Here is a 24,486-nt window from a genome sequence, read left to right as displayed (position 1 = left end):
TTTGTGGTTTCTGGCACCCTATGCCCGATACACTACAAACGATAAACTATAAACCACAAACTACTACCATGAAAACAATTGTAATTACCGGCGGTGCCGGCTTTATCGGCTCCCATGTAGTCCGGCTTTTTGTGACCAAATACCCTGAGTACCGCATTGTCAATCTCGACAAGCTGACCTACGCGGGTAATCTGGCCAACCTCACCGACATTGAGCACGCGCCCAATTATACGTTCGTCAAAGGCGATATTACAGATGCTGCGTTCCTCGACGCTATGTTCGCTGAAATTCAGCCGGATGGGGTAATTCACCTCGCGGCCGAGTCGCACGTAGACCGGTCTATTACCGACCCTATGTCGTTTGTAATGACCAACGTAGTAGGCACCGTAAACCTGCTCAACGCGGCCAAAAACTGCTGGAAAGACAGCCCGACCGGCTTTGAAGGCAAGCGTTTCTACCACGTTTCGACCGATGAGGTGTACGGCTCGCTGCACAACCCCGAGGAGTTTTTCCTCGAGACAACGTCTTACGACCCCCAATCGCCTTACTCGGCTTCTAAGGCTGCGTCGGACCACTTTGTGCGGGCCTACGGCAACACGTACAAAATGCCCGTGGTACTGAGCAACTGCTCGAACAACTACGGCCCCAATCACTTCCCCGAGAAGCTGATTCCGCTCATGATTCACAACATCCAGACGAACAAACCCCTGCCGGTATATGGCAAGGGCGAGAACGTGCGCGACTGGCTGTACGTGGTCGATCATGCCCGGGCTATCGACACTATTTTCCACAACGGCACGCTGGGCGAAACCTACAACATTGGCGGCTTTAACGAGTGGAAAAACATTGATCTGGTTCACCTGCTTTGCTCGATCATGGACCGCAAGCTGGGCCGTGAAGAGGGCACATCGGCCAAACTGATCACCTACGTAACCGACCGGGCCGGGCACGACCTGCGCTACGCCATCGACGCCAGCAAGATCATGAACGAACTGGGCTGGAAACCGTCGCTTCAGTTTGAAGAGGGCCTCGAAAAAACAGTAGATTGGTTCCTGGCCAACCAGGAGTGGCTCGACAACGTCACGTCGGGTAACTACCAGAAGTATTACGAAGACATGTACGCTAACCGGTAATTGGCGAATGAGTGATTGAGCGAATGAGTGAATAGTTTCCAAGTCGGCCTTGTACAATCACTCTATCACCCAATCACTCAATCACTCAATAAAAACATGAAAGGAATCATCCTGGCCGGAGGCTCCGGCACCCGCCTTCACCCCCTGACGCTTGCCGTTTCGAAACAGCTGATGCCTGTTTACGACAAGCCCATGATTTACTACCCGCTTTCGATTCTGATGCTGGCGGGCATTCGCGAAATCCTGATCATTTCGACCCCGCATGATCTGCCGCACTTCGAGAAGCTGCTGGGCGATGGCTCGCGGATTGGGTGCTCGTTCAGCTATGCCGAACAACCCAGCCCCGACGGTCTGGCACAAGCGTTTATCATCGGTGAGGAGTTTATCGGCAACGATAAGGTAGCACTGGTTCTGGGCGATAACATTTTCTACGGCTCCGGCCTATCGAAGTTGTTGCAGGCTAACAACGACCCCGACGGGGGCGTGGTGTACGCCTATCAGGTGCACGATCCCGAACGCTACGGTGTGGTGGAGTTCGATGAGCAGTTTAACGTACTCTCGATCGAAGAGAAGCCAACCGAGCCCAAATCGAATTACGCCGTGCCCGGTCTGTATTTCTACGACAACGACGTGGTCGAGATCGCCAAGAATATTAAGCCCTCGCCCCGCGGTGAGCTGGAAATTACCGACATAAACCGGGTGTACCTGGAGCGCGGTAAGCTAAAAGTAGGTGTACTCGACCGGGGTACTGCCTGGCTCGACACCGGCACGTTTGCCTCTCTGATGCAGGCAGGGCAGTTTGTGCAGGTGATTGAAGAACGGCAGGGCCTCAAAATCGGCTGTATCGAAGAGATTGCCTACCGCATGAAGTTTATTGACAAGGAGCAGCTTTGCGAAATTGCCAAGCCCCTGGTGAAAAGCGGGTACGGTCAGTACCTGCTGTCGATTGCCTAAGAGCAACCACTCACCACTCTTCGTGAAAACAAGAAAAGCCGGGGCAATGCTCCGGCTTTTTCATACCTAACCTATGAGATGAGAAAAACGTAATGTCGTGCTGTTAGGCATTGACCTCGCAAAGGTCTGCAAGGTAAGCCAGTGTTAATAGCGCATAATTACGCGATTGCAAAAATGGGGGATTGTTGCGGATTCCAATAGCGTAAAACTACGTATTCTTCCCCGTAGATGCCCCCATTTTGGGCGTCTGACGGGCTTCGACCATTCGGCTTAGCCCATAAAAGGGCTATCTTGCCTACTGCGAACCTTCCTCTTTTTGTTCATGAAAAAACCGTTTCCGTTTGAGAAGTGTGGCCGTGAAATGAACCACGACGAAGCCAGAGGATGGGTTAATGCTTACCGTAAACAGTGCGAGATGCAGGCAAAGCCCGTTCATGCCGAAGCCTTCAGCAAAGAATTGCTGCTGAAAATATTAGCTGACGACGACTGTACCGGTATTCGAATCTACCACGGGCATTGCGAGGGTGAACCCCGACTCCTGCTGGTAGGCATGAACAAACAGGGTAATGACAGACACCGGGCTCCCAAAGGACTGAAAGACGACATGCCCGAAAACGGTGCCCAAACGGGAATCTACGGCGATGGTGCCCGTTGCCCCGATCAATGTGACCAATCGAATTAATGGTGAGTTTTATTGAGGCTCTTTTACGACATACCCTGAAGTTTCCGCTGACAGTAACAACGGAGTTATCTATTCTACTCCCTCTGCTGTTTGTTGGTGGCTACAAAGACAAACCGCCCTACTTACGCTGGGTGGTCATTTTTATCGGCTGGACTACGTTTCGTAACCTGACCAGCATTGTAACCTCCAGTTACCGCATCAATAACCTGATGCTGTTCAATGCAGACCTGCTCGTGCGGGCGTTGTTGCTACTGGCTATGTTTTACCATACGTTTCCGTACACGTATGAGAAAAAGGCAATTGTTGTGGTTGGGGTGCTGTTCACCCTATTTTTCGGCTTTGACTTTGTCTGGTCGAACCCCAACCTGAGCGACTGGCAAAATCACCGGCTCAACCGGTATTCGTACGTGGTCGAGAATGTGCTGATGCTAACGCTGGTGTTGCGTTTTTTTCTATATCTGGTTCGTGAGTTACCGGTCGATAACCTACTGGAATATCCTATGTTCTGGATTTGTTGCGGCTTGCTGATTGCCCATGCCGGGAGTGTTTTTCTGAGCCCATTTATACACTACACGTTTGTGTGGAATGGCACGTTCAAGCTTCCGGTTATGGTTATTATTGAGCAATGCGTAGAAATTACCCGAAATATTGGTTTAGCCATTGCGCTGTCTCATGCTCGACGCCTAACGCTTTAACAGATGGAAACGCCCCCGGATAGTCTGCTGATTGCGACAATAGCTATGCTGATTATGGCTATCTTCATTGTCATTTTCGTGGCTTACTATCAACATCGGCAGTCGCACCATCAGCTTACCGTGAAGGAAATGTTGGAGCGGCACCGGCAAGAGCTGATGGCCGCCATGTTTCGGGGACAGGAGGCCGAACGCCGACGGCTGGCACAGGATCTGCACGACGACATCGGCACGATGCTCTCGGTAGCCAAGATGACCCTTAACCAACTCGAACGCAGCCTCGACCGGTATTCGCCCGAACGCGCGCAGGCCTACAAAACCCGCCAACTACTCGACGATACGCTCAAGAATGTCCGGCGCATTAGCCGCGATCTGGTCCCTACTACCCTCGAGCGCTTTGGGCTTTTGGCCGCGCTGGAAGAACTGGTAGGCAATGCTACCAATGATCAGGTAAGGGTACAACTGGAAGGGCACGACAGCTTCGAGTTTGTGGCTCCATCGCTGGAGGTGATGCTGTACCGGATTGTGCAGGAGTTAGTCACCAACGCCGTTCGGCATTCGGGGGCCAGTCAGATTGTCATTCAGTTTTTCCGGCATGAAGACGAACTACGCGTTGCAGTACTCGACAATGGCCGTGGTTTCGATATCGACGAGGTGCAGCAAAACCGGCAACGGGGTCTGGGACTACGTAGCATCGAAAGTCGGCTCAGCGTGGTTGAGGGGCACGTTACGTTCGATGTGGCACCCGGCCGGGGCTCCCGTGTGATTGTACAGGTTCCGCTCGAAAATCCTAAATTGGCCTCCCTTCTTATTTAACGACCCTTGACTAATGCGTAAGATCAAACTGGCGCTCTGCGACGACCATAACCTGTTTCGAGTGGGTATGGCTTCTATTCTGACGCAAATCCCCGACTTCGACCTGATTCTGGAAGCCGCCAATGGGCAAGAGCTCATCGACAAGATTGCGCGCCGTATGCCCGACGTCGTTCTGCTCGACCTGCAAATGCCTGTTCTCGACGGTACAGCCACCGCCGATTATCTGCGCGAACACCACCCACTGGTTAAGATTGTGGTGCTTACCATGCACGACGAAGACCGGATGGTGCTCCACCTGCTCGAAAAGGGTGTTAGCGGTTACCTGCTGAAAGACTCCGACCCCGAAGAGGTAGAGAAGGCCGTTCGGAAGGTGATCGACGAGGGGGTATACCTGAACGAGTTTGTGTCGCGGGCGATGCTCCGTAAAATGACCAACGCAGCGGCTGCCGTCAAACCAGCCTCTACGCTGTACAATAGTAAAATCCTCCTTTCTGAACGCGAAAAAGAGGTGCTCAAGCTCATCTGCGAAGGTTTATCGACCGCCGAAATCAGCGAAAAAATATTCCTGAGCCCCCGTACCGTAGAGGGGCACCGGCTCCGCATTCTGGAAAAAACCGGCACCAAAAACACCGCTGGCATGGTTGCCTACGCGTTCAAGAATAATTTGGTATAAAGGACAGGGGGAAGATGGAGCCCCAACAGTTATTAACGTGTCAGCTCCCTCCTCCTTTCCTCCCTTCCTCCTTTTCCTCCCCCTTCTCACCCCCTATCCTGACACAGTTCAATCAACACCCCATTGGTCCCTTTGGGGTGCAGAAAACAAACCAGCTTATTATCGGCACCGAGTTTGGGATTCTCATTGAGCAGTGTAAAACCCTCGTTCCGAAGCCGCTCCATCTCGGCCAGAATATCATCGACCTCAAACGCGATGTGGTGAATTCCCTCGCCTTTCTTCTCAATGAACTTGGCAATAGGACTGCTAGGGTCGGTGGCTTCGAGCAGTTCAATCTTGGTCTGGTTGACCCGGAAAAATGAAGTCGTTACGTTTTCCGACTCCACTGCTTCTGCTTTGTAGGGGGCTACATTGAGTAACTTCTGGAAGAGTTCGTTAGACTGGGTCAGACTCCGAACAGCAATGCCAATATGTTCGACGTTGGTTAGCATGTTTCGTTTTCGAAAAATAGATAAAACCGGACTGTGCGTTCGGTAATGAACTTTACAAGCCGGGCAAAAGTTAGTATTTTGAGATTGGATAACGAATTCCAACAGGAGCATTGTCCCGTCTACACGTTTCATAATTCATTGACACAGCGATGGTAACTGTATCAGAAAGCGCTAAGAATAAGATTGTTGAACTCCGTCAGAAAGACGGGTTGACCGACGAACACGCTATCCGGGTAGGTGTACAGGGCGGAGGTTGCTCGGGCCTTATGTACGATCTTCAGTTCGACGCTACGCAACAGCCATCCGACCATCTGGTGGAGGATAAGGGCATCAAAATTCTGGTAGATCGGAAAAGCCTGTTGTATCTGGCAGGTACCGAACTCGACTTTTCGGACGGCCTCAACGGCAAAGGGTTTCAGTTTAAAAACCCGAATGCCTCGCGTACCTGCGGCTGTGGCGAAAGCTTCTCGGTGTAGGCTACTTTGGACTCATACAAGCCCGGTTTCGGGTGTAAAAGACCGCGTGAGTGCGGTCTTTTTTTATGCCTTTGCCGCTCATAACACGCTGGATTTTGTAATTAACGTGAATTATGCATAATGGCTGACGCGAGGGCCTTCGACAGGCTCAGGCTGACTGGCAGCTCACAAATTTGCGGTCAGCCTGAGCCTGTCGAAGGCCCTCGCGTCAGCAACTACTTGTAGAACAGGGATTTTGCAGTGCGTATTATGCATAATTCACGTTAATTATGTACCCTGACGATATCCTGTTATAATCTGTCCCCATCTATGTCTGCATCACCTGCCAAACCCGTGAGCTATTCACAAACTACCCTCACCGAGCTTATGATTCCGGCTTACGCCAACTTTGGCGGTAAAATCCACGGCGGCACCCTGCTATCACTAATGGACAAAGTAGCCTACGCCTGTGCCGCCAAACACGCGGGCGAGTACTGCGTGACGGTTTCGGTTGATGGGGTCAATTTTCGGCAACCGGTTGAGGTAGGCGAGCTGGTTTCGCTCATGGCGTCGGTCAATTATGTGGGCCGCACCTCACTCGTCGTGGGTATTAAGGTAGTAGCCGAAAACGTAAAAACGGGCGTTAGCAAACACACTAACACCTCGTATTTTACCATGGTGGCCAAAGACGACACGGGCAAGCCGACCGAGGTGCCCCCGCTCCTGCTCGAAACGGCCGAAGACGCCCGCCGGTTTCTGGAAGCCCTGAAACGACGCGAAATGCGAACCGACTACGCCGAACATTTCGACAATGCCCGCAATCGGATGCTGCTCCCGGAAAATATACAGGCGCTTACAACTGAACGCTGCCAGCTATCGCCCGATTTGGAGCAGCTACTGCACCTTTAACAAACAAAAGGTCGGCCTTACCGAAGTAAGACCGACCCCGAACCTGTTATCAGGTCTGTTTATCGTTTGGCAACTACCGGCAAGCCTTCGAGTTGCGCGTAGCTCAGCTTCCAGGTATTATCGGCGGCTTTTTTCCAGAGCAGGATAAAATTCCCCTTGCCCACGCCACCCGGCTCCTGCGGGGTATCGGGCAGCACATCAACCGAATACGTACCGGCTTCGTAAGCCGTTTGGGCGTCTACGGCCGAGGTCACTGCGTAGGTTTTCAGATCGCTCAGGGTCGGGAGGGTTTCGCGAACCCACTTCTGCGACACTTCGGCTTTACCCGTGAAGTGGGTGTTGCCCTGCAAAAAGTGCACATCGTCGGCGAGGAAACTCGTGATTTTTTCACTGTCTTTACTATTCCAAGCCTCAATAAACTGCCGGTTCAGGTCTTTTACATCAACGGCGTCGCCTGATTTTGTACAGGCCGACAACAGGGCTACCATCACCCAGATCGGCAAAAATGCCTTTATAAATTTAAGATTCCGTATCATGATTTCAGTGTGTTTTGCAGCCCGGCCCGAAGCTGTATCGGGCCGAGCCTTGTGAACATAATTGGGATTAGCGACTGACAGCCTCAAACGGCCGTGAGGGTGCTTACCAGCTCTTCCGACGAACTTCGGAGTCGGGGTAGGCCGACGTTGGGTCGCCAAACGTCGGGTTGAGCAAGTAGCCCATATTGGTCATATACGTCGGCTGAGCCGGTGCCAATGTAGCGGGCGTTGTGCCGTTGGCCGCATAAGCTGCTCCGGCTACCGCAGCGCCAGCCCCTACCCCAGCCGCTGTTGCGAGTGCGGGTGCTTTTTTACCCCGTGCGAGCAATACACGGTTCGCTTGCCCGTACGATTCGTTGTCGGCCCGACGGGCGGCAGCAATCCGCTCTTCTTCGGCCCGGCGAGCCGCGAGGGCAGCAGCCGCTTTACGCTTATTATCAATTCGCTTACCGATGGCATACCCGGCACCGGCACCTACGGCACCACCTACAACCCCACCCACTACACGGTTACGCTTGTGGATGATAGCACCGGCTGCGGCACCAGCGGCACCGCCAATCACGGCGCCTTTAGCCTGTGGACTCCACTGACGGGGGCTCCGTAGCGGTTGAATGACCTGGGCTTCGGCAAATGAAGAGAAAAGAACGATGGCTAATAAGGCCAGTATCGAGATCGTCCGGAACGTCGTTCCGGTATCGATTTTTTGTTGCTTGTTATTCATGGCTCTAGTGTTCATGTCCAATTGAGTACTGCGTTACTGTTTGGCTCTTTGACAGGTAATCAGACCAATGGTTTATTTAATCACCCGAGAAAGTCAATTAATCTGAACACGGCAATAACGAATTTGTTTGGGTGTGAATTGCCCGCACTCAGGCAATCTGAGCGTGCGATTTCGGCCCAAAACGGCCCTATTCACCCATTTCAGGCCTGATATGTCGAAATGAGAAACCCCGTCGAAAACGAGCCAATGGGCCGATCTCGACGGGGCAAAAAAATAATAATCTACCTTAAAAATTATTCGTTCTCTGGATTATGTTTCCCGGAATAATCTAAAAACCGGCTCAATGTTAGCTCCGTTTTTTTGAGCATCGTGAAGCTGACAAGTATGCCCACACAAGGCGAGTTTGTTTGTGAACCTACGCGAGCCGGAGAAGTTATCTACCGGCCCAGGTTTTATAGGCAGTCAACATCGACCACGATAGATACCTGCCGGAGTCCTTTGTCGGTCAGAACATCGTTGATCCGGTCGCGGATAAACTCCTTCACCGCTTTCATGTTGACCGGGCCGCGCTCAATCTTAATCAGAATATCGTAGAGAAACTGATTACGGATCCGCTCAACCAATGGCTGTTCGGGGCCAAGCACGCGACTACTGCCGAGGGTATCGGTCAGTTCGGCCGCCAGCCGTTCGGCCGCCTGCTTACTGATATGTTGCTCCGGGTGCCGAACCGTCAGTTTAATCAGCCGTGAGAAAGGCGGATAGTTAAAATCTTGCCGTTCCCGAATCTCTTCGTCGTACAGGCCCCGGTAGTCGTTGGTAATGATTTTCTGGAGAATAAGCTGTTGCGGGTTGCTGGTCTGGATAAGCACCCGCCCCTGCCGACCACCCCGCCGGCCCGCGCGCCCGCTTACCTGAGTCAGCATCTGAAACGCCCGCTCGGTTGCCCTGAACTCCGGGAAATGAATGATCCGGTCGGCATCAAAAATGCCCACCAGGCTCACCTTATCGAAATCGAGGCCCTTGGTAATCATTTGCGTACCCACAAGCATATCGACATTCCCCTGTTCGAACTCTTCAATAATTTGTTGGTACGCATTTTTGGCCCGGGTGGTATCGAGGTCCATGCGCAGAATCCGGGCTTCTGGAAACAGGATCTGGAGTTGATCTTCGAGCTTTTCAGTCCCGAAACCAATGGTTTTCACTTTAGTGGAGCCGCAAACGGGGCAAGTACGGGGTACTTCTTCTTTGTAGCCGCAGTAGTGGCAGCGCAATTCGCCCACCTTCATGTGGTAGGTCAGGCTTACGTCGCAGTTAGGACATTCGGCCGTCCAGTCGCAGTCTTCGCACTGCATGTAGGGCGAGTAGCCACGCCGGTTCTGAAACAGGATGCTCTGCTCTTTTCGCTCCAGATTATCACCTAAGGCCGTCAGCAAAGCCGATGTAAACTCATTTTTCATCGTCTTCTGCTTCTTTTCCACCTTCGTATCCACGAGGGTAATCTGCGGCAGCGTCGCATCGCCAAACCGCTGAAACAGCTCTACCAGTCCGTATCGTCCCTGCTGAGCCTGATAGTAACTCTCCAGAGAAGGTGTAGCCGAGCCCAGCAACACTTTGGCCTGTTGCCACTGGGCGAGCATCATAGCTACGTCGCGGGCATGGTAGCGCGGGGCCGGGTCATGCTGTTTGTACGAGGTTTCGTGCTCTTCATCGACGATAATCAGGCCAAGATTGTCGAACGGTAAAAACACGGCCGACCGCACGCCAACTACAAACTGATACTGACCCGATACCACCCCTTTCCAGACTTCTACGCGCTCATTGTCTGAAAACTTGGAGTGGTAAATACCCATTTTATCACCAAAAACGCGCTGAAGCCGAACCACAATCTGGGTGGTCAGGGCGATTTCGGGAAGCAGATATAGCACCTGCGAGCCACTTTCAAGAGCCTGCTGAATCAGGTTAATGTAAACCTCCGTTTTGCCACTACCCGTAATACCGTGGAGCAACACGATATTCTGCGTATTAAACTTGGCCATAATGGCTTCAGATGCCTGTTGCTGAGCCTCGGTAAGCCGAATTTCAACGGTGGGCGCGAGGTTGTCAGAAAAGCGCGGCTGAATGACCTCGAACGTTTCAAAAATCCCGTTTTTTATCAGAGTAGTCATCGACGACTGGGAGATTTCGTCGTCCTGATTCAGCACCGTTTTGTCGAGTCCCCGGCTGTTAAGAGCCGAATTGAGCAGCACCGGTACGTGGCGCAGATAGCGCATAACCACTTCCTGCTGTTTGGGCGATTTGTCCAGCTTTCGAATCAGGTCCAGCAAGGCTTCGCGGTCTTCGTAAGCGGCACCGAGCCGTACTTTCCGAATCATTTTCGGCACATATTTCTCCCGCACCTCCTCAAAAACAATGACGGCCCGCTTCCCAACCAACGCCTTAATAACGGTCGGTACGTTGAGTTCGCCCACCAGCCGCCCCAGTTCTTCGTAGGTGAGGGCCGGGTGTTTTTTAAGCTCTTCGAGTAGGGTAACCTCCTCCGGGCTGAGCAGTTCAGGATAGTCGAAATCGGGGTTGTACTGCACCTTCGACTGACTCGAAATCTTAAGCCCAGAAGGCAGAGCCACATTCATCACCTCGCCAATGCAGCACATGTAGTAGTCGGCCATCCAGCGAAACAGCTCGAGCTGATAGCTGGTAATCAGCGGGTAATCATCCAGAAGTTCAAGAATATACCGGGCCTGATACCGGGGCGGAGGAGTATTATGAAGCCTTGCCACGATAGCCGTTAATACACGACCATCCTTTTTACCAAAAGGAACAATCACTCTGGCACCAATTTTGATAACCTCAACCATCGTTCTCGGAACCCTGTATGTAAACAGGTTTGGAATAGGCAAAGGCAATATTAAATCCGCGAAGTAAGTAACCTCTTCTTCGTGCGAATGGGAAAATACCAAGTCTGGCAGGCTAAGTTGATTATCTGGCTCACTCACGAAGTAAAGTTACCGAAATATGGGCAAATAGCTTGGCAAGATGTTTGCAAGTCACAGCTTGTCGTAAATGTAACTAAGTAAGACCTGCACAAACCGATAGGTAGATTGGCGCTTAGCTACCGACCAAAACCCGTACGATATATCTCAACCTCTTAACCCTGACTGAATGCTCTGATTTTCAACGTTCCTTTTTAATCCAACGTACAGCCTCATGAAACAAAATATAGTATTCAATATGCCTGGCCGAGTCTGGCTTTTCGGCATTATATTCTATCTGACGGGCACATTGGCCTCTGCTCAGATTAGCGGAAGTGTATTTCGGGACTTTGACAACGACGGCGCCCGGAGTACCTCGGTTCCTACCCTAACCGGCGCCCGGAGCACCTCTGCTCCGGTTGAACTTGGGGTCGGGGGCATTACAGTTCGGGCGTACGTCGAACTGAGTACAGTTCCCATCACAACAACTACCGACGCAAACGGCGCTTACAGCTTCTCGGCGGCTCAGATCCCAGCCAACAGCCGGGTGCGTTTGGAATTTGCTAATTATCCAGGCGGCTATTTTCCCGCCCCCCACAACGGACAGGGCGGTGGCACCACCGTTCAATTTGTGCGGGCCCCGGCCTCCGACGTCAATACCGGTATCAACTACCCAAGCGACTACTGTCAGCCCGGCCCGGTGAAAATTGTGACGCCTTGTTTTGTCAACGGCGACCCCCTCAAAACAACCGACGCAAACGGGCCTATCCCAACCGAATTACAATCGGCTAATGCCGACGCTATTGTGGCCTTTGACTACAACGCGTTTTCGGTTAAAGGTGACGGCAACAGCTCGGGCAATAAAGCCCAATTCCCGGCCGACCACCTGGCCTTGGGTGGCCAGGTCGGTAGCGTATGGGGCCTGGCTTTACAGCGCCGAACGAAACAGATTTTCAGTGCCGCTGTAGTGAAACGGCACGCTGGCTTTGGTCCTCTGGGCTCCGGGGGTATCTACGTGACCGACCTCAACAGCACCTCAGCGAACCCAACCACCCCATTTTTAAGCTTCCCTAACGATCTTGGTATTCAGACCGGCCCCGATCCGCACAGCGGACTGCCGGGCAATAAATTATTTCCGAGCAACGATCCCGGCCCGATGCAGGCCATGGGACGGGTTGGTTTTGGCGGCACCGATATGTCGGAAGACGACCAAACGCTCTATGTGGTAAACCTATTCGACCGCCGGGTGTACGGCGTTAAAATCGGGGTTCCTGCCCAAAAGCCCAATCCGGCTACGGATGTCAAGTCGTGGGCGATCAATGGCCCCGGTTGCCCTCAGGGCGAGTTTCGGCCCTGGGCGCTGAAGGTTCACCACGGCAAGGTATATGTAGGCGGGGTTTGTTCGGGCGAATATGCACCGACCGATGCCTCGAATCTGAGCACGGCCGTGAGCAACACCTTACTGTCGGGGCACGTGTACGAACTCGACCCGAGCCTGCCCAACGGACAGTTTCAGCACATTCTGGAGTTTCCGCTTTCGTTTGAACGCGGCTCTGCCGACCTCACCGGCGACTGTATCAATTTCAAATACTGGCAACCCTGGACCGATCAGTTTCCGGCCCCTTGTAATGCCAATTTTGTGATGTGGCCCCAGCCCATGATCACCGACCTTGAATTTGATGTCAATGGGCACATGATTATCGGCATGCTCGACCGGTTCGGGCACCTGTCGGGCGTGGCCAATCACGACCCGAACGGCAACGGCTACTACGATGGCTTTACCGGTGGTGACCTGCTCCGGGCAGCCCCCGCAACCGGTAACCAGTTTGCCCTTGAAAACAACGGCACAGTAGGTACACTAACCAGTCAGAACGGGGTTGGCAACAATCAGGGGCCTGGTGGTGGTGAGTTTTACAGCGACGATGCCTGGGTATTTTTAGGCAACAAAGCCCACGATGAAATTAATAACGGCGCCCTGAGCCTCATCCCCGGCAAAAACGAGGTTATCTCGTCGGCCTATGACCCTATTGATGAAATTTACAAGTCGGCTGGCTGGCGGGTTCACAATAACACCAGCGGCAAGGCTGAGCGGGGGTTTGTGGTGTTTATCGACGACGCAGGCTCATTTGGTAAGGCATCGGGTCTGGGCGACAACAAGCCTATTTGCGATGTGGCTCCGGTCGAAATTGGTAACCGGGTGTGGTTCGATGATAACCGCAATGGTATTCAGGACGCCTACGAACCCGGTATTGATGGGTTGGTTGTTTTGCTGTACGACGGCAACACACAGGTGGCCTCAACCACAACCGCCAACGGCGGCCAGTGGTATTTTAACAATAGCAACGTGCCCGGTGGTCTGAAGTTCAAGTATAACTATCAGGTTCGGATGGACATGACGCAGCTGACTAATTACCTCCTGACGGCAAGCGCCCGGACCATCCGGCCCACTACCCGAAACGGAGCCCGGCTGGCGGCTACGCCAACGTACGCGCTGTCGCCGTATCAGGTAGGCAGCGGCACCGATAGCGGCATCCGGGATTCGGACGCTCAAATTGACGGCAATACCGCATTTATTAACGTCGTAACGGGCGATGCGGGAGAGAATAACCAGAACTACGATTTCTCGGTCTATGCCTGCCCGACCATTGAAGCCCAACCTAACGGCCTTACGGTTTGTCAGGGCGCACCAGTTGGTAGCCTGACGGTGAAAGCGGCATCGCTGGCCCTGACCGACAAGATAAAGTTTGTGGCATTCGATACCCCCCAAACCGACCCAACGGTTATTTACAGCGCTACCAATGTACTCGGCATTGTTACGCCCAGTTCATCGTCGACGGTAGCGGGTGGGGTGCTGGTTTCGATTGATGCTTCGGCTATCCAGACCAATACGAACGCGACCGTTACTACCTTCAAGTACGTGTATGCGGTTGTGGAGCCGGTATCGCCTATGCCGAGCACGTGCTTACCCTACGACGGCATTGTGATTACGATTCTGCCCAAAGCGCGGGCAACGGCAACGGGAGGAGTTGTTACCTGCGCCCAGCCATCGGTAACGCTCACGGCCGCGCTGACCGATGCCCAGAATACGCCGATCACCAACGGCGTGTATCGCTGGACCGGGCCTAACGGTTTCACCAGCACCGAGCAAAACCCGGTGGTCACAGTAGCCGGTACGTACACACTCAGCGCGGCAACGGCCGCTTGCCCCGACGCTTTTACCACGGTGACCGCCCTGGTTGAGCAGGATGAGGAAATACCGGTAATTGTGGATGCATTCGGGGGTGTACCCGACTGTACCACCTGTACCGTAACGATCTCGGCCACGGTAACGCCCGCCAACTCAACCCTGCTTTGGCAAGGGCCCAACAGTTTCACCGCAAACCAGGCAACGGTCGATGTATCGGAACCGGGCTTCTACGTACTCACCGTAACCGGCCCGAACGGCTGTACAGCCAGCACTGAGGTTGAGGTGCAGCCCCCCTCAAACGAAGAGCCCTGCCCCGTATTTACAGGCGGCACGTCGCTAACGCTTTGTTCGGGCAATCCGGTACCGCCCCTATCCGTTACGGTGCTTACCGAGGGAACGTATGCCGGCAGTTCGGTCGCGTTTGTTTACTCGGCAACTCCGCTGGCAGACCCGGCTGATGCATACAACGGCATGGGTACCCTGCTGGATACGGTTGCACCGACTAACGCGGTGGCTACACTCAGCACAACGGCCATTCCAACGACGAACACCTCTACGCAGACCATACGCCGGTACGTGTACGCGATCCTGTCGCCCACTCCGGCTGACCCCACCTGCCGCCCAGTTAGCCAGTTTGTCTTGTCGATCGACAATCCCCTCTGTGTGCCTATCAGCTCGGCTCGGATTCGGTAGACTTTTTACAGACAGCTAAACTTCCAAAAAAGCCTTCCCGGTGCAAACCAAGGAAGGCTTTTTTCGTGTTATGAGGCTATGCAACTCTACGACGTAATCATCATTGGTGGTGGCCCTTGCGGCCTGGCTGCGGGTATCGAAGCCGCAAAAAATGGTTTGTCTCACCTGATTCTGGAAAAGGGCAGCATTACCGAATCCATTCGGCGCTACCCGAAACTGATGCGTTTCTTTTCAACGGCCGAAAACATCGAAATTGGCGGCATCCCGTTTCCAATCTCGGGCGTAAAAGCTACCCGCAACGAAGCCCTCCAGTATTACCGTAAAGTGGCGGCTTATTATAAGCTCAACACCAAGGTGTTTACCGAGGTCGATCGGGTTGAAAAAGAAGGCGAGTTGTTTACCGTATTTACCACCACGGGCGATACGTTTTCGGCACACCGCGTGATTATGGCCACGGGGTATTTCGACAAACCCCGGCAGTTGGGTATTCCGGGCGAAGACCTCCCGCACGTATCACACTATTACGACGAACCGTTCCGGTATTCGTTCACCAAGGTCGTGATTGTGGGCGCGGCCAACTCGGCCGTTGAGGCTGCTCTGGAGTTGTACCGGCACGATGTAGACGTGACCGTGGTGCACCGGCGCGAAGACTTCAAACCAACGGTGAAGTACTGGCTCATACCTGACGTTAAAAACCGGGTGAAGGAGGGCAAGATAAAAACCCAGTTCAACTCGCGGGTAACCCGGATTGAACCGCATCAGGTGCACCTTGAAAACGTCGAGACAGGTGAGACGTCGGTACTCCCGGCCGATTTTGTCCTCGTTTTATCGGGTTACACACCCGACGCCAGCCTGCTCCGTCGGTGCGGTATTGAACTGGACCCCGAGACCCAGATTCCAACTTTCAACAAGCAGACATTTGAAACGAATGTTCGGGGACTATACGTTTGCGGAACGGTACTCGCGGGCATTTACACCGAGAAGGTCTTCATCGAGAACGGTCGCGAACACGCCCGGGCCATTCTGGAGCATATCATGGGCAAAGAAGTGCAACCGGTGAAAGAGCTCATCGACCGCATATAGACCCAAGTAGGCAGATCGTGCGCTTTCGTAATTAACTGGCGAAGGGCTCATGGCAAAACCGTGGGCCCTTCGCCGTTTTTTAGTTGCAATTTCTGCAGCCGAGCGCCAGTGTGTACACCTTGGGCATGGTGGCACGACCCAGAAAAATATCGTCGCCTTTCAGGTTGATGGTCGTGTAAAACTGGTAGTTCCCCTCGGTGTACCGAACCATCATCTGGCTTTCCTTATCGGGCGATGCGTACGGCTGGGTAGCCGCAATCAGTATTTGATCGCCATTGACAATAGCCCGCGCAAAGGGCTTCCCACTCCGTTTCTGGGCATTTGAGTTCATCCGAACCCAGGTTTGGCCGTTGTCGTACGAGCATTCGGTGTTCTCATTCAGGTACTTCTCTTTCCCGTTGAACAAGTCTCCATGGTACTTAAAGAGCCGCCAAAGCCCGTGAAGGTAGTGTTCGTACACGCTATAGTTGCGGTTGTTATCGAGGTTTTCGCGGCCCGGCACCACGGGGGCATTGGGGGTCAGCTCGTTCCAGTCGTCCCAGAAAATGGCCCCATGAGCGCCCGTAAACCAGTAAAAAATAGCCATTCCCTCAGCAATAGCAGGTGGTGCCGGAAACTCCGCCCGACTCGCCTGTCCCGGCTCCGAGCTTTGGGTATTAAACAGCCACTGCCAGGCTATCCGTTTTTTAGGTGAGAGTTTCATGTTTACCTCCTGCTCACCAAGCAGGCTCGCGAGCCAATGCCGGTCTTCATCGCCATTGTGCGGGGCTGCGTAGTCGAAGTCGGACGACAAATAGTACGTACCGGGCATCTGAAAATGAACCAGTTCGCCAAACGACTTCCCAACAATGGTATCGGGCATACCCCGGCCTCGGGTGTTTGTGGCTTCAATATGTTGCGCGGTCATTTCCCAGAGCCAGTCGGGCGAGCTGACATTATTAAAATCCGACGAGCGCGAGTACCCGTAGCTGTTGTGCGGCACCGGACCAATGCCGCCAACTTCCGTAAAGGGACTAATTACCTTCAGCAACTTCCAGATTTTGTACACGTACAGGTTGGCGTGTTCCTGCCGGTTCTCGAAGCTCGTACCCTCATTCTCAATGTCGAAGAATATTTTTCCGTACGTGCTCATCTCTCCCGAGGGCGGGCAATCGTTGAAGCCGACACAACCGCCGTCCAGCTCCGACATGGCAACGCCCATACTCTCACGCACATTGGCCGACCCCGGCGGGCGCGTGAAGTACGTATCTTTTGCCAACTCGCTATTGCGGGCCCAGGGCAGGTTGAAGGGCGGATCAGTAAAGTAGCTTTGGTACAGAATCAGGGCCCGCTGATCGGGGCGTAACCGGCTCTTCCACGTAGCCGATTTGTTGTATTTCGCTTCGTAGTCGTGCCGGTTATAGGCATCCGGGTCAAAACCAATTTCGTCCGCCGTCATCCGGGCGCGCTCAATCGACGAAAAGCCACGCCGGAAGAGTTTGTCCCAGCTTTCGTTCACGTGCAGGTTACGCCCGGCCCCGCAAAACGTGAGCGATTTAGTTGTGGGCAAGTAGAAATCGCCCACGACATCAATATTCCAATACCCCCGCACAGATTGCGGAGTAGGTACAAACGACTGCCGGGGCGTGGGCGTGAGAGTTGTTAGGTTAGGCCGGGGCTGGGCCTTTAGTGGAATGGTGGCAGCGCTGAGCAATACACAAACCAATACCCGAGCGGGCATTCGGTAGAATGCGTTCATACGGTCGTGTGAAACGTGGTGGTTACAGTGAGGCTGCGGAGGTGATTTATCAAAATCTGTGCCATTTGCAGGAAATAGACGATATACCCGTATCCTTTGTAGTTTTACCCTATGTTTCGTTTTGCCCTTATCTTCCTGTTGGTTGTTTCGGCCGCATCTGTAGAGGCCCAACTGACTCCCGCCCCTGCTACGACCGCGACCAACGCGCCGACAAACCGCTGGCAGTCGACATTTTGGGATGCCCGATGGCTGGCCCACCCCACCGCACCCGTGCGGCAGTACGGCGTGTATCATTTCCGAAAAACAGTTACCCTACCCCAGAAGCCAACCCGCTTTGTGGTTCATGTCTCGGCCGACAACCGGTACCGGCTCTTTGTCAATGGCAAGCCGGTGGCTTTTGGCCCGGCCCGCAGCGACCTGATGCACTGGAACTACGAGACGGTCGATCTGGCACCGTATTTACAGGCTGGCTCCAATGTGCTGGCGGCCCAGGTCTGGTATCTGGGCGACTCGGCCCCGTTTGCCCAGATGAGCTATCAGGTTGGGTTCCTGCTCCAGGGCGACGGGGAGGCCGAGAAAATAGCCAACACCGACGCTAGTTGGAAAGTGACGCAAAATCAGGCGTACGAACCCTTCAAAGGGCCCAATCTGCGGGCATACATCGTGGTGGGCGACGGCGACCGGGTACTCGCCGAACGATACCCCTGGGGTTGGGAACAACCGGGGTTTGATGATAGTCAATGGCCATCGGCCCGCGTGCTGTGGTTTGCGGCCAAACCTCGTGGATTAGGTACCGATGGCAACTGGGCACTGGTACCCCGGCAGATTCCGGCTATGGAGTCGTTTAAGCAGCGGCTTAAAACCGTTCGCCGGGTCGAAAATGCCCGCATGACCGACGAATTTCTGGCCGGAACCGCCCCGGTTGAAATACCGGCCCGGACCAAAGCCACCTTTCTGCTCGACCAAAGCCACCTGACCAACGCTTACCCCGAACTGACGGTAGACCGGGGCCGCGGGGCTACCCTGACCCTGGCTTACGCCGAAGGGCTCATGAACGACAAATACCAAAAAGGGAACCGTAACGAGGTAGACGGGCGGCAACTGATCGGGTTTGAAGATCAGTTTGTGGCCGATGGGGGCCGCCGAACCTTTCGGCCGCTCTGGTTCCGCACCTACCGGTATCTACAGATTACCGTACAAACAGCCGACGAACCTCTCATCTTGCAGGATCTCGTGGGCGAGTACACCGGGTATCCATTGGCCGAAAAAGCCCGATTCCGGGCCAGCGACTCTACCCTGACCGACATCTGGAACGTGGGCTGGCGAACGGCCCGGCTTTGTGCGGGCGAAACCTACTACGACTGCCCTTACTACGAACAGCTTCAGTACATTGGTGATACGCGGGTGCAGTCGATGATTTCGCTGTATGTTTCGGGTGACGACCGACTTATGCGCAAAGCCCTGCAGGAGTTTGACCAGAGCCGAATCAGCGACGGGCTTACCCAGAGCCGTTACCCCAGCGCCGACCCGCAGATAATTCCGCCCTTTTCGCTCTTCTGGGTTTGTATGGTACACGATTACTGGATGCACCGCCAAGACGATGCCTTCATCAAATCGCTGCTTCCCGGTATCGAGAGTGTGTTACGGTGGCACGAACAGCGCCTGGCGCCCAACAACCTGAATGGCCCAATGGAGTGGTGGAACTTTGTGGACTGGGCCTGGCCCTGGAACCCCGAAGCCCGCATCGGTGGCGTACCGCCCGGCGTACGGGAGGGTTCGTCGATTCTGTCGCTCCAGCAGGCGTACACCTACCTGCGGGCGGCCGAAGTCTTTGCTCACTATGGCCAGAACGACCGGGCCGCGCAATACCAGGCCCTGGCGGCCCGAATCAAAAAAGCGGTTCGCGAAACCTGCTGGGACGCAACCCGGGGCCTCATGGCCGACACCCCGCTTGGCCAAACTACCTCTAAAGCCACGTACAGCCAACACGCCAATATTCTGGCGATTCTGACCGATGCAGTGCCCATTGCGCAGCAACGCGACCTTCTCCAGAAAACAATGGCTGGTACCGACCTCACGCAGGCCACGTTCTACTTTAAGTTTTATCTGTTTCAGGCCTTGAAGAAAACCGGTCTGGGCGATCAGCTGGTGCCGCAGCTCAAGCCCTGGCGCGATATGCTCACCCTCGGCCTGACGACCTTTGCCGAAGAGGCCGACCGACCCGATGGTACCTCGGCCCGCTCCGACTGCCACGCCTGGAGTGCATCGCCGGTGTACGAATTTCTGTCGACAGTGTGCGGAATCAATCCGGCCGAGCCCGGTTTCCGAACGGTTCGGATTGAGCCTTTTTTGGGTTCGCTGACGTTTGCCGAAGGGCAGATGCCGCACCCCGCCGGTGAGATTAACGTGCGGTTTGAGAAAAGCGGCCCCACCGGCCTGAAAAGCACGGTTGTGCTGCCCGCAGGCCTTACCGGGTCGCTGGTTTGGAAAGGAAAAACCGTACCCCTCAAAAGCGGTCGGCAGGAGTTGACCTTGCCCTAACTTTTAAACAACTGGCTGATATGCTTTACGCCGTTGTCTGATAATCAACGAGTGCGCTGATTATCAGACAACCGGTTTACCATACTGCGAAGGCAGCGTGCCATATTTCTCCTGAAATACCTTGGCAAAGTACGACAGGTTGTCGAAGCCCACGGCGTAGGCCACCTGCGTAACGTTCTGATCGCTCTGCACCAATAGTTCGGCGGCCCTCGCCAACCGAACATCCCGAATAAACTGGGTGGCGGTGCTGTTGGTGATGGCTTTGAGCTTCCGGTGAAGCTGCACCCGGCTCAGGTTTAGCGTCTCGGCCAGATCTTCGACGGAAAAGGCCGTGTTATCGAGTTGGGCCGTCACCACCTCCGTCAGTCGGTTCAGAAATACCTGCTCAGCTACGGGCAAACCGGCAATAGGAGCCTCGGGGGCCTCAGCTACCGGGGTCGATGTTTGGGTGTTGAACCACGCGTATAACCTCTTCTGCTTCTCAATCAGGTTGCGCACCCGCACCTGTAACTCGTCGGCATTGAATGGTTTGGTCAGATAATCGTCGGCACCAACCTCGAACCCACCAATTCGATCCTGTACGGTAGCCTTGGCGGTCAGCATCACCACCGGAATATGGCTGGTAGCTGGTTGTGTTTTAAGCCGCTGACAAAATCCGAAGCCATCAAGCTGGGGCATCATGAGATCGCAAATGACTACATCAGGAATGGCGTTACCCGCTTTTTCCAATCCATCGAGCCCATCAATGGCCTCCAGTATTCGGTATTCGGCGGCAAATACATGGCGCACGTAAGCCCGAATATCCGCATTGTCGTCGATCACGAGCAACACCTTTTCGGGATCGGCTTCCGGGCGTAAAAGTTCGTCAGGCTGAGCTGGTGCGGGCGGTGCGGGAGCTTGTTTGGCCTGTATCAATACAGAGGCTGGCACCTGTTCAGGCGTGGGCTGTGCTTCGATCAGGGGCAAGGTCACCGTAAACTGGGTGCCTGCTCCCTCGGTACTACGGGCTTCAATGGTGCCCCCCAACACCTGAACCAGCTCTTTTACCAACGCCAGGCCAATACCGGTTCCCTCGTAGGCTTTGGGCCCCTCAACCTGATAGAACCGATTAAAAATCCGGGATAAGTGGGCGGGGGCAATCCCAATGCCGGTATCGGTAACCCGAACCACTAACCGATTCGCGGCCGGTTGCCCATACTCTACCTCCATATCGACAGTATGCCCGGCGGGGGTAAACTTGAATGCATTTGACAACAGGTTAACCACAATTTTCTCCACCTTGTCGCGGTCGAAGCGGGCCCACCGGCCCCCTTCGTTCTGGTGAAACCGAAACGTAATTAACCGGCTTTCGGCCAATGAGCTGAACGAACTGGCCAGCGTCCGAAAAAACACGGCGATATCGCCCGTTTCGAGTTCCGGCTTGAGCTGTCCGGCTTCCAGCTTGCTCAGGTCCAGCAGCTGGTTGATCAACGTAAGCAACCGTTGGCCGTTGCGCTCCATCAGTTCAAGCGTCGCTTCGGCGGGCAGGCGTTTCCTTAGATCGGTCAGCGGGCTCAAAATCAGGGTAAGGGGCGTCCGAATTTCGTGCGAAATATTGGTAAAGAACTGCGTTTTGAGAGAATCCAGCTCCGCCAGTCGGCCGGCCTCTTTCTGCTCAAAAACCAGCTTCTGTTCCAGCAGCAGCCGCTGAGTCTGGAAACGATACAGCTGCCAGCCAATCAACACCAGCAGCAGCGCATACAGGATGTAGGCCCACCACGATGCGTAAAACGGCGGACTAACGTCAATTTCGAGTGAAATAGGCTTGCTCCAGACCTCTCCATCCGTTGAACCCATTACCTGCAACGTGTACGAACCGGCCGGGAGCTGAGCATAATTGGCAAAGCGGTTGGTACCAGCCTCCACCCAGTTTTTGTCGATACCTTCGAGCCGATACCGAAACCGATTCTGGGCCGGGTTGGTGTAATCCATCACCCCAAACTCCAGCGTCAATTGATTCTGTTGGTACGAAAGGGCCAGCTCGTGGAGATAGTGTAAACTTTCGGGCAAAATGCCGTCGGGACCACCCACTTTTACAGGTTCGTTGTTTACTCGCAACCCGATAACCTGTACCTCGGGGATTGGACCCGGTTGCCGCTCAATTTCGGCAGCGGTAAACGCCGTTAAGCCATTAACACCCCCAAACAGTAATTCGCCCGAAGGCGCTTTGGTAAATGAGCTGGTGTTAAACTCATCGTCCTGAAGCCCGTCGGCCTTAGTGTAATTACGGAACTTATAGGTTTTCGGGTTAAACTGCGCCAAACCCCGGTTGGTACTCAGCCAGAGATTCCGAAACTCGTCAACCAGAATCCCATACACTACCTTATTGGGAAGCCCCTGCGCTTCGGTAAAATGGGTAAACTGCCCCGACTGCTTATCGAACCGTTCCAGCCCTCCGCCCTTTGTCCCGATCCAGAGGTACCGGTCGGGCTGGTTAGGGTCGCGAATAATGCTCGACACAAAGTTGCTGCTCAGACTCTGCCGGTTTGCCTTGTCACTGGTATGCAACGTAAACCGGGGTCGGGTGAGCAAGTTCTCCGCTTTGATCAGACCTTTCTGCGTACCAATCCAGAGTATATTGTTTTTGTCCTGTAACAGCGCGTACGTTTCGAGCTCGGCCCCATGGCCAGGCAGTAGGTCTTCGTAACTAAATACCTGAAACGCTTCGGTAGCCGGGTCGAACCGGAGCAGCTTGCCGTTGGCGGCCCCAATCCAGAGGCTGCCGTCTTTATCTTCAACGGTTTGGTTGGCTGTAAACCCAAAAACAACCTGGGCGGGCAAGGGGTAGCGTTTAAGTAGTTGCCAGTCCTCCGAAAATTTAAACAGCGTGTTTGCCTGGGTTTCGAAATTGACGTTTGAAACCCAAAACAAGCCGTTTCGGGCCTGAATGAAATTACGCTGCCGTTGATCGGGGGGCGGTAAGGCCGGGTTCAGAAACGATAAAAGGCGGTTGGCCGACCGGTCGAGCTGGGCGTAGGCAAACTGAACCCGGACGTAGGTGCGTCCCTTCCGATCAACGTACAGATTCGACAGGGTCGTGTTGGGAATATACGACCGGAACTGCCGCACCCGTGGGTTAAACTTCCGCAAGCCGTATCCACTCGTACCTACCCAGATATTGCCTGTCTTGTCTTTCAGTAACGTAGGCACCGAGTACACCGAGGGCGGCAGCGGGGCATACGCATCGCGAACGGTAAGACTGTCACGTTCAAACAGCTCCCGCGCCGACATGATCCAGAGGTAGTCGGTCGTGGCAACCGTAATCAGGTTATTATCGAGCGCCTTTACCTGCACCCGTAGATACTTTTTCTGGGGTAACGCAATTGACTTACGTCGGCCATTGTGCCAGGCTATCAGTTGCTCATCGGTAGCGGCAAACCAGTACGTTTGCTGTCCATCGGCACACATGGCGTGAAAATCGGCCGATTGCCGGCTCAATAACGCTGACCGCGTGGCTGGCTTCGGCTGACGCCAGTTGAACGAGTAGGCACCGTAACTATTACAGACAAAAGCCTGCCCATCGGGCATGAAGCTAAAATAAAAAGCGGGTAGGTTACTCTTGGTTTCGGGTAGCACCACCTGCGTGAGGCTCACCTGTTTGGTAAAGTCGGCCTCTTGCGGAAACTGCTCCTTGAGCGAAGCCGGTAGGGTGATCTTAAACACTTTTCCGACACTCGTTCCGGCCCAGATGTTGCCTTCGGGGTCTTCGGCCAGAATACTGATTTCATAACTCCCGAATGCCGGCTTCAGTAAATCACCAATATGAATGTGATGAAACCGCCCGGTTCGGTCGTCGTATAAGTTTAGCCCCTGCGTCTGGGTACCAATCCAAAGCCGCCCCTTCCGATCAAGAAGCAGCGCCTTGCAGATATTGTCCGACACACTAAACTCGTCGTAGGGGTCGTGGGTAAACACCGTAAAGTTATACCCATCAAAGCGGTTCAAACCGTCTTTGGTAGCCACCCAGATCAGGCCCGCCCGGTCCTGCGCCAGGTCGAAAATCATTCCCTGCGAGAGACCATCCGAGATGGTCAGCTCCTGCCAGCCTTTAGCGGGCTGTTGGGTCTGTTGGGCAAAAAGAGAAAACGGATAAAGGAAGAGGAAGAATAGCAGGCGCATGGCAGGCAGTTTCTGCACCTAAACTACGCATATTTCGGCAACACGAAGTTACATG

The 24,486-nt window shown here is 54.1% G+C and carries 17 protein-coding genes; 11 read left to right on the top strand and 6 right to left on the bottom strand.

Features of this window, described 5'->3' with window-relative positions; genetic code table 11:
* The first annotated feature begins 68 nt into the window (after positions 1-68).
* The 6 genes from rfbB (at position 69) to F5984_RS16590 (ending at position 4,950) form a co-directional block, all read left to right on the top strand.
* A complete protein-coding gene (gene rfbB / locus F5984_RS16615; protein ID WP_152125336.1) occupies positions 69-1,133 on the top strand; it encodes a dTDP-glucose 4,6-dehydratase in 1,065 nt (354 codons plus the stop codon).
* Positions 1,134-1,229: 96 nt separating this feature from the next.
* Positions 1,230-2,087, top strand: a complete 858-nt coding sequence (rfbA, locus tag F5984_RS16610) for a glucose-1-phosphate thymidylyltransferase RfbA (RefSeq protein WP_152125335.1) — start codon at positions 1,230-1,232, stop codon at positions 2,085-2,087.
* A 322-nt stretch (positions 2,088-2,409) separates the two neighbouring features.
* Positions 2,410-2,769: a hypothetical protein gene (locus tag F5984_RS16605; RefSeq protein WP_152125334.1), complete on the top strand. Its 360-nt coding sequence runs from the start codon at positions 2,410-2,412 to the stop codon at positions 2,767-2,769.
* Entirely contained in the window at positions 2,769-3,464 is a 696-nt protein-coding gene (locus tag F5984_RS16600) for a hypothetical protein (protein ID WP_152125333.1), read from the top strand. The genes F5984_RS16605 and F5984_RS16600 overlap by 1 nt, the downstream gene beginning before the upstream one ends.
* Before the next feature lie 3 nt (positions 3,465-3,467).
* Positions 3,468-4,277 (top strand): sensor histidine kinase, encoded by an 810-nt coding sequence (locus F5984_RS16595; protein WP_152125332.1) that lies wholly within the window; start codon positions 3,468-3,470, stop codon positions 4,275-4,277.
* Positions 4,278-4,290: 13 nt separating this feature from the next.
* Positions 4,291-4,950 (top strand): response regulator transcription factor, encoded by a 660-nt coding sequence (locus F5984_RS16590; protein WP_152125331.1) that lies wholly within the window; start codon positions 4,291-4,293, stop codon positions 4,948-4,950.
* An 86-nt stretch (positions 4,951-5,036) separates the two neighbouring features.
* On the opposite strand, the gene mce is transcribed toward F5984_RS16590, so the two are convergent.
* The gene (mce, locus tag F5984_RS16585; protein WP_152125330.1) at positions 5,037-5,441 is read right to left on the bottom strand and encodes a methylmalonyl-CoA epimerase; all 405 of its coding nucleotides are present in this window, start codon (positions 5,439-5,441) and stop codon (positions 5,037-5,039) included.
* 149 nt (positions 5,442-5,590) lie between these two features.
* Between mce and F5984_RS16580 the strand changes: the two genes are divergently transcribed.
* Both F5984_RS16580 and F5984_RS16575 read left to right on the top strand, forming a co-directional pair.
* Positions 5,591-5,917: a HesB/IscA family protein gene (locus F5984_RS16580; RefSeq protein ID WP_019988478.1), complete on the top strand. Its 327-nt coding sequence runs from the start codon at positions 5,591-5,593 to the stop codon at positions 5,915-5,917.
* 309 nt (positions 5,918-6,226) lie between these two features.
* Positions 6,227-6,805: an acyl-CoA thioesterase gene (locus F5984_RS16575; RefSeq protein WP_152125329.1), complete on the top strand. Its 579-nt coding sequence runs from the start codon at positions 6,227-6,229 to the stop codon at positions 6,803-6,805.
* A 59-nt stretch (positions 6,806-6,864) separates the two neighbouring features.
* Here F5984_RS16575 and F5984_RS16570 read toward each other — a convergent pair whose 3' ends face one another.
* The 3 genes from F5984_RS16570 to priA form a co-directional block, all read right to left on the bottom strand.
* Complete coding sequence (locus F5984_RS16570) at positions 6,865-7,341, bottom strand: YybH family protein (protein ID WP_152125328.1); 477 nt, start codon at positions 7,339-7,341, stop codon at positions 6,865-6,867.
* 103 nt (positions 7,342-7,444) lie between these two features.
* On the bottom strand, positions 7,445-8,062 hold the full coding sequence (locus F5984_RS16565) for a glycine zipper domain-containing protein (RefSeq protein WP_221412970.1): 618 nt from the start codon (positions 8,060-8,062) through the stop codon (positions 7,445-7,447).
* Between the two features lie 452 nt (positions 8,063-8,514).
* The gene (gene priA / locus F5984_RS16560; protein ID WP_152125494.1) at positions 8,515-11,028 is read right to left on the bottom strand and encodes a replication restart helicase PriA; all 2,514 of its coding nucleotides are present in this window, start codon (positions 11,026-11,028) and stop codon (positions 8,515-8,517) included.
* A 238-nt stretch (positions 11,029-11,266) separates the two neighbouring features.
* On the opposite strand from priA, the gene F5984_RS16555 reads away from it, so the two are divergent.
* Both F5984_RS16555 and F5984_RS16550 read left to right on the top strand, forming a co-directional pair.
* Positions 11,267-14,911, top strand: a complete 3,645-nt coding sequence (locus F5984_RS16555; protein WP_152125326.1) for an SdrD B-like domain-containing protein — start codon at positions 11,267-11,269, stop codon at positions 14,909-14,911.
* A gap of 78 nt (positions 14,912-14,989) precedes the next feature.
* A complete protein-coding gene (locus F5984_RS16550) occupies positions 14,990-15,994 on the top strand; it encodes a YpdA family putative bacillithiol disulfide reductase (protein ID WP_152125325.1) in 1,005 nt (334 codons plus the stop codon).
* A 79-nt stretch (positions 15,995-16,073) separates the two neighbouring features.
* On the opposite strand, the gene F5984_RS16545 is transcribed toward F5984_RS16550, so the two are convergent.
* Complete coding sequence (locus tag F5984_RS16545; RefSeq protein WP_246169045.1) at positions 16,074-17,732, bottom strand: hypothetical protein; 1,659 nt, start codon at positions 17,730-17,732, stop codon at positions 16,074-16,076.
* Positions 17,733-17,843: 111 nt separating this feature from the next.
* On the opposite strand from F5984_RS16545, the gene F5984_RS16540 reads away from it, so the two are divergent.
* Positions 17,844-20,273, top strand: coding sequence for an alpha-L-rhamnosidase-related protein (locus F5984_RS16540; RefSeq protein WP_152125324.1), 2,430 nt, complete (start codon positions 17,844-17,846; stop codon positions 20,271-20,273).
* Positions 20,274-20,336: 63 nt separating this feature from the next.
* On the opposite strand, the gene F5984_RS16535 is transcribed toward F5984_RS16540, so the two are convergent.
* Positions 20,337-24,431: a two-component regulator propeller domain-containing protein gene (locus F5984_RS16535; protein ID WP_152125323.1), complete on the bottom strand. Its 4,095-nt coding sequence runs from the start codon at positions 24,429-24,431 to the stop codon at positions 20,337-20,339.
* Positions 24,432-24,486 lie beyond the last annotated feature (55 nt).

The organism is Rudanella paleaurantiibacter, assembly GCF_009184635.1.
GTDB lineage: Bacteria > Bacteroidota > Bacteroidia > Cytophagales > Spirosomataceae > Rudanella > Rudanella paleaurantiibacter.
Note: the sequence above shows the minus strand (reverse complement) of the source record. Positions and strands in the feature narration are given on the sequence as shown.

What these genes read in the sequence shown, in the direction of transcription:
- mce (WP_152125330.1), bottom strand. Translation starts at nt 5,441, where the DNA reads ATGCTAACCAACGTCGAACATATTGGCATTGCTGTTCGGAGTCTGACC.
- F5984_RS16605 (WP_152125334.1), top strand. Translation starts at nt 2,410, where the DNA reads ATGAAAAAACCGTTTCCGTTTGAGAAGTGTGGCCGTGAAATGAACCAC.
- F5984_RS16535 (WP_152125323.1), bottom strand. Translation starts at nt 24,431, where the DNA reads ATGCGCCTGCTATTCTTCCTCTTCCTTTATCCGTTTTCTCTTTTTGCC.
- F5984_RS16540 (WP_152125324.1), top strand. Translation starts at nt 17,844, where the DNA reads ATGTTTCGTTTTGCCCTTATCTTCCTGTTGGTTGTTTCGGCCGCATCT.
- F5984_RS16565 (WP_221412970.1), bottom strand. Translation starts at nt 8,062, where the DNA reads ATGAATAACAAGCAACAAAAAATCGATACCGGAACGACGTTCCGGACG.
- F5984_RS16600 (WP_152125333.1), top strand. Translation starts at nt 2,769, where the DNA reads ATGGTGAGTTTTATTGAGGCTCTTTTACGACATACCCTGAAGTTTCCG.
- F5984_RS16555 (WP_152125326.1), top strand. Translation starts at nt 11,267, where the DNA reads ATGAAACAAAATATAGTATTCAATATGCCTGGCCGAGTCTGGCTTTTC.
- rfbB (WP_152125336.1), top strand. Translation starts at nt 69, where the DNA reads ATGAAAACAATTGTAATTACCGGCGGTGCCGGCTTTATCGGCTCCCAT.
- F5984_RS16580 (WP_019988478.1), top strand. Translation starts at nt 5,591, where the DNA reads ATGGTAACTGTATCAGAAAGCGCTAAGAATAAGATTGTTGAACTCCGT.
- F5984_RS16590 (WP_152125331.1), top strand. Translation starts at nt 4,291, where the DNA reads ATGCGTAAGATCAAACTGGCGCTCTGCGACGACCATAACCTGTTTCGA.
- F5984_RS16545 (WP_246169045.1), bottom strand. Translation starts at nt 17,732, where the DNA reads ATGAACGCATTCTACCGAATGCCCGCTCGGGTATTGGTTTGTGTATTG.
- F5984_RS16550 (WP_152125325.1), top strand. Translation starts at nt 14,990, where the DNA reads ATGCAACTCTACGACGTAATCATCATTGGTGGTGGCCCTTGCGGCCTG.
- rfbA (WP_152125335.1), top strand. Translation starts at nt 1,230, where the DNA reads ATGAAAGGAATCATCCTGGCCGGAGGCTCCGGCACCCGCCTTCACCCC.
- F5984_RS16570 (WP_152125328.1), bottom strand. Translation starts at nt 7,341, where the DNA reads ATGATACGGAATCTTAAATTTATAAAGGCATTTTTGCCGATCTGGGTG.
- F5984_RS16595 (WP_152125332.1), top strand. Translation starts at nt 3,468, where the DNA reads ATGGAAACGCCCCCGGATAGTCTGCTGATTGCGACAATAGCTATGCTG.
- F5984_RS16575 (WP_152125329.1), top strand. Translation starts at nt 6,227, where the DNA reads ATGTCTGCATCACCTGCCAAACCCGTGAGCTATTCACAAACTACCCTC.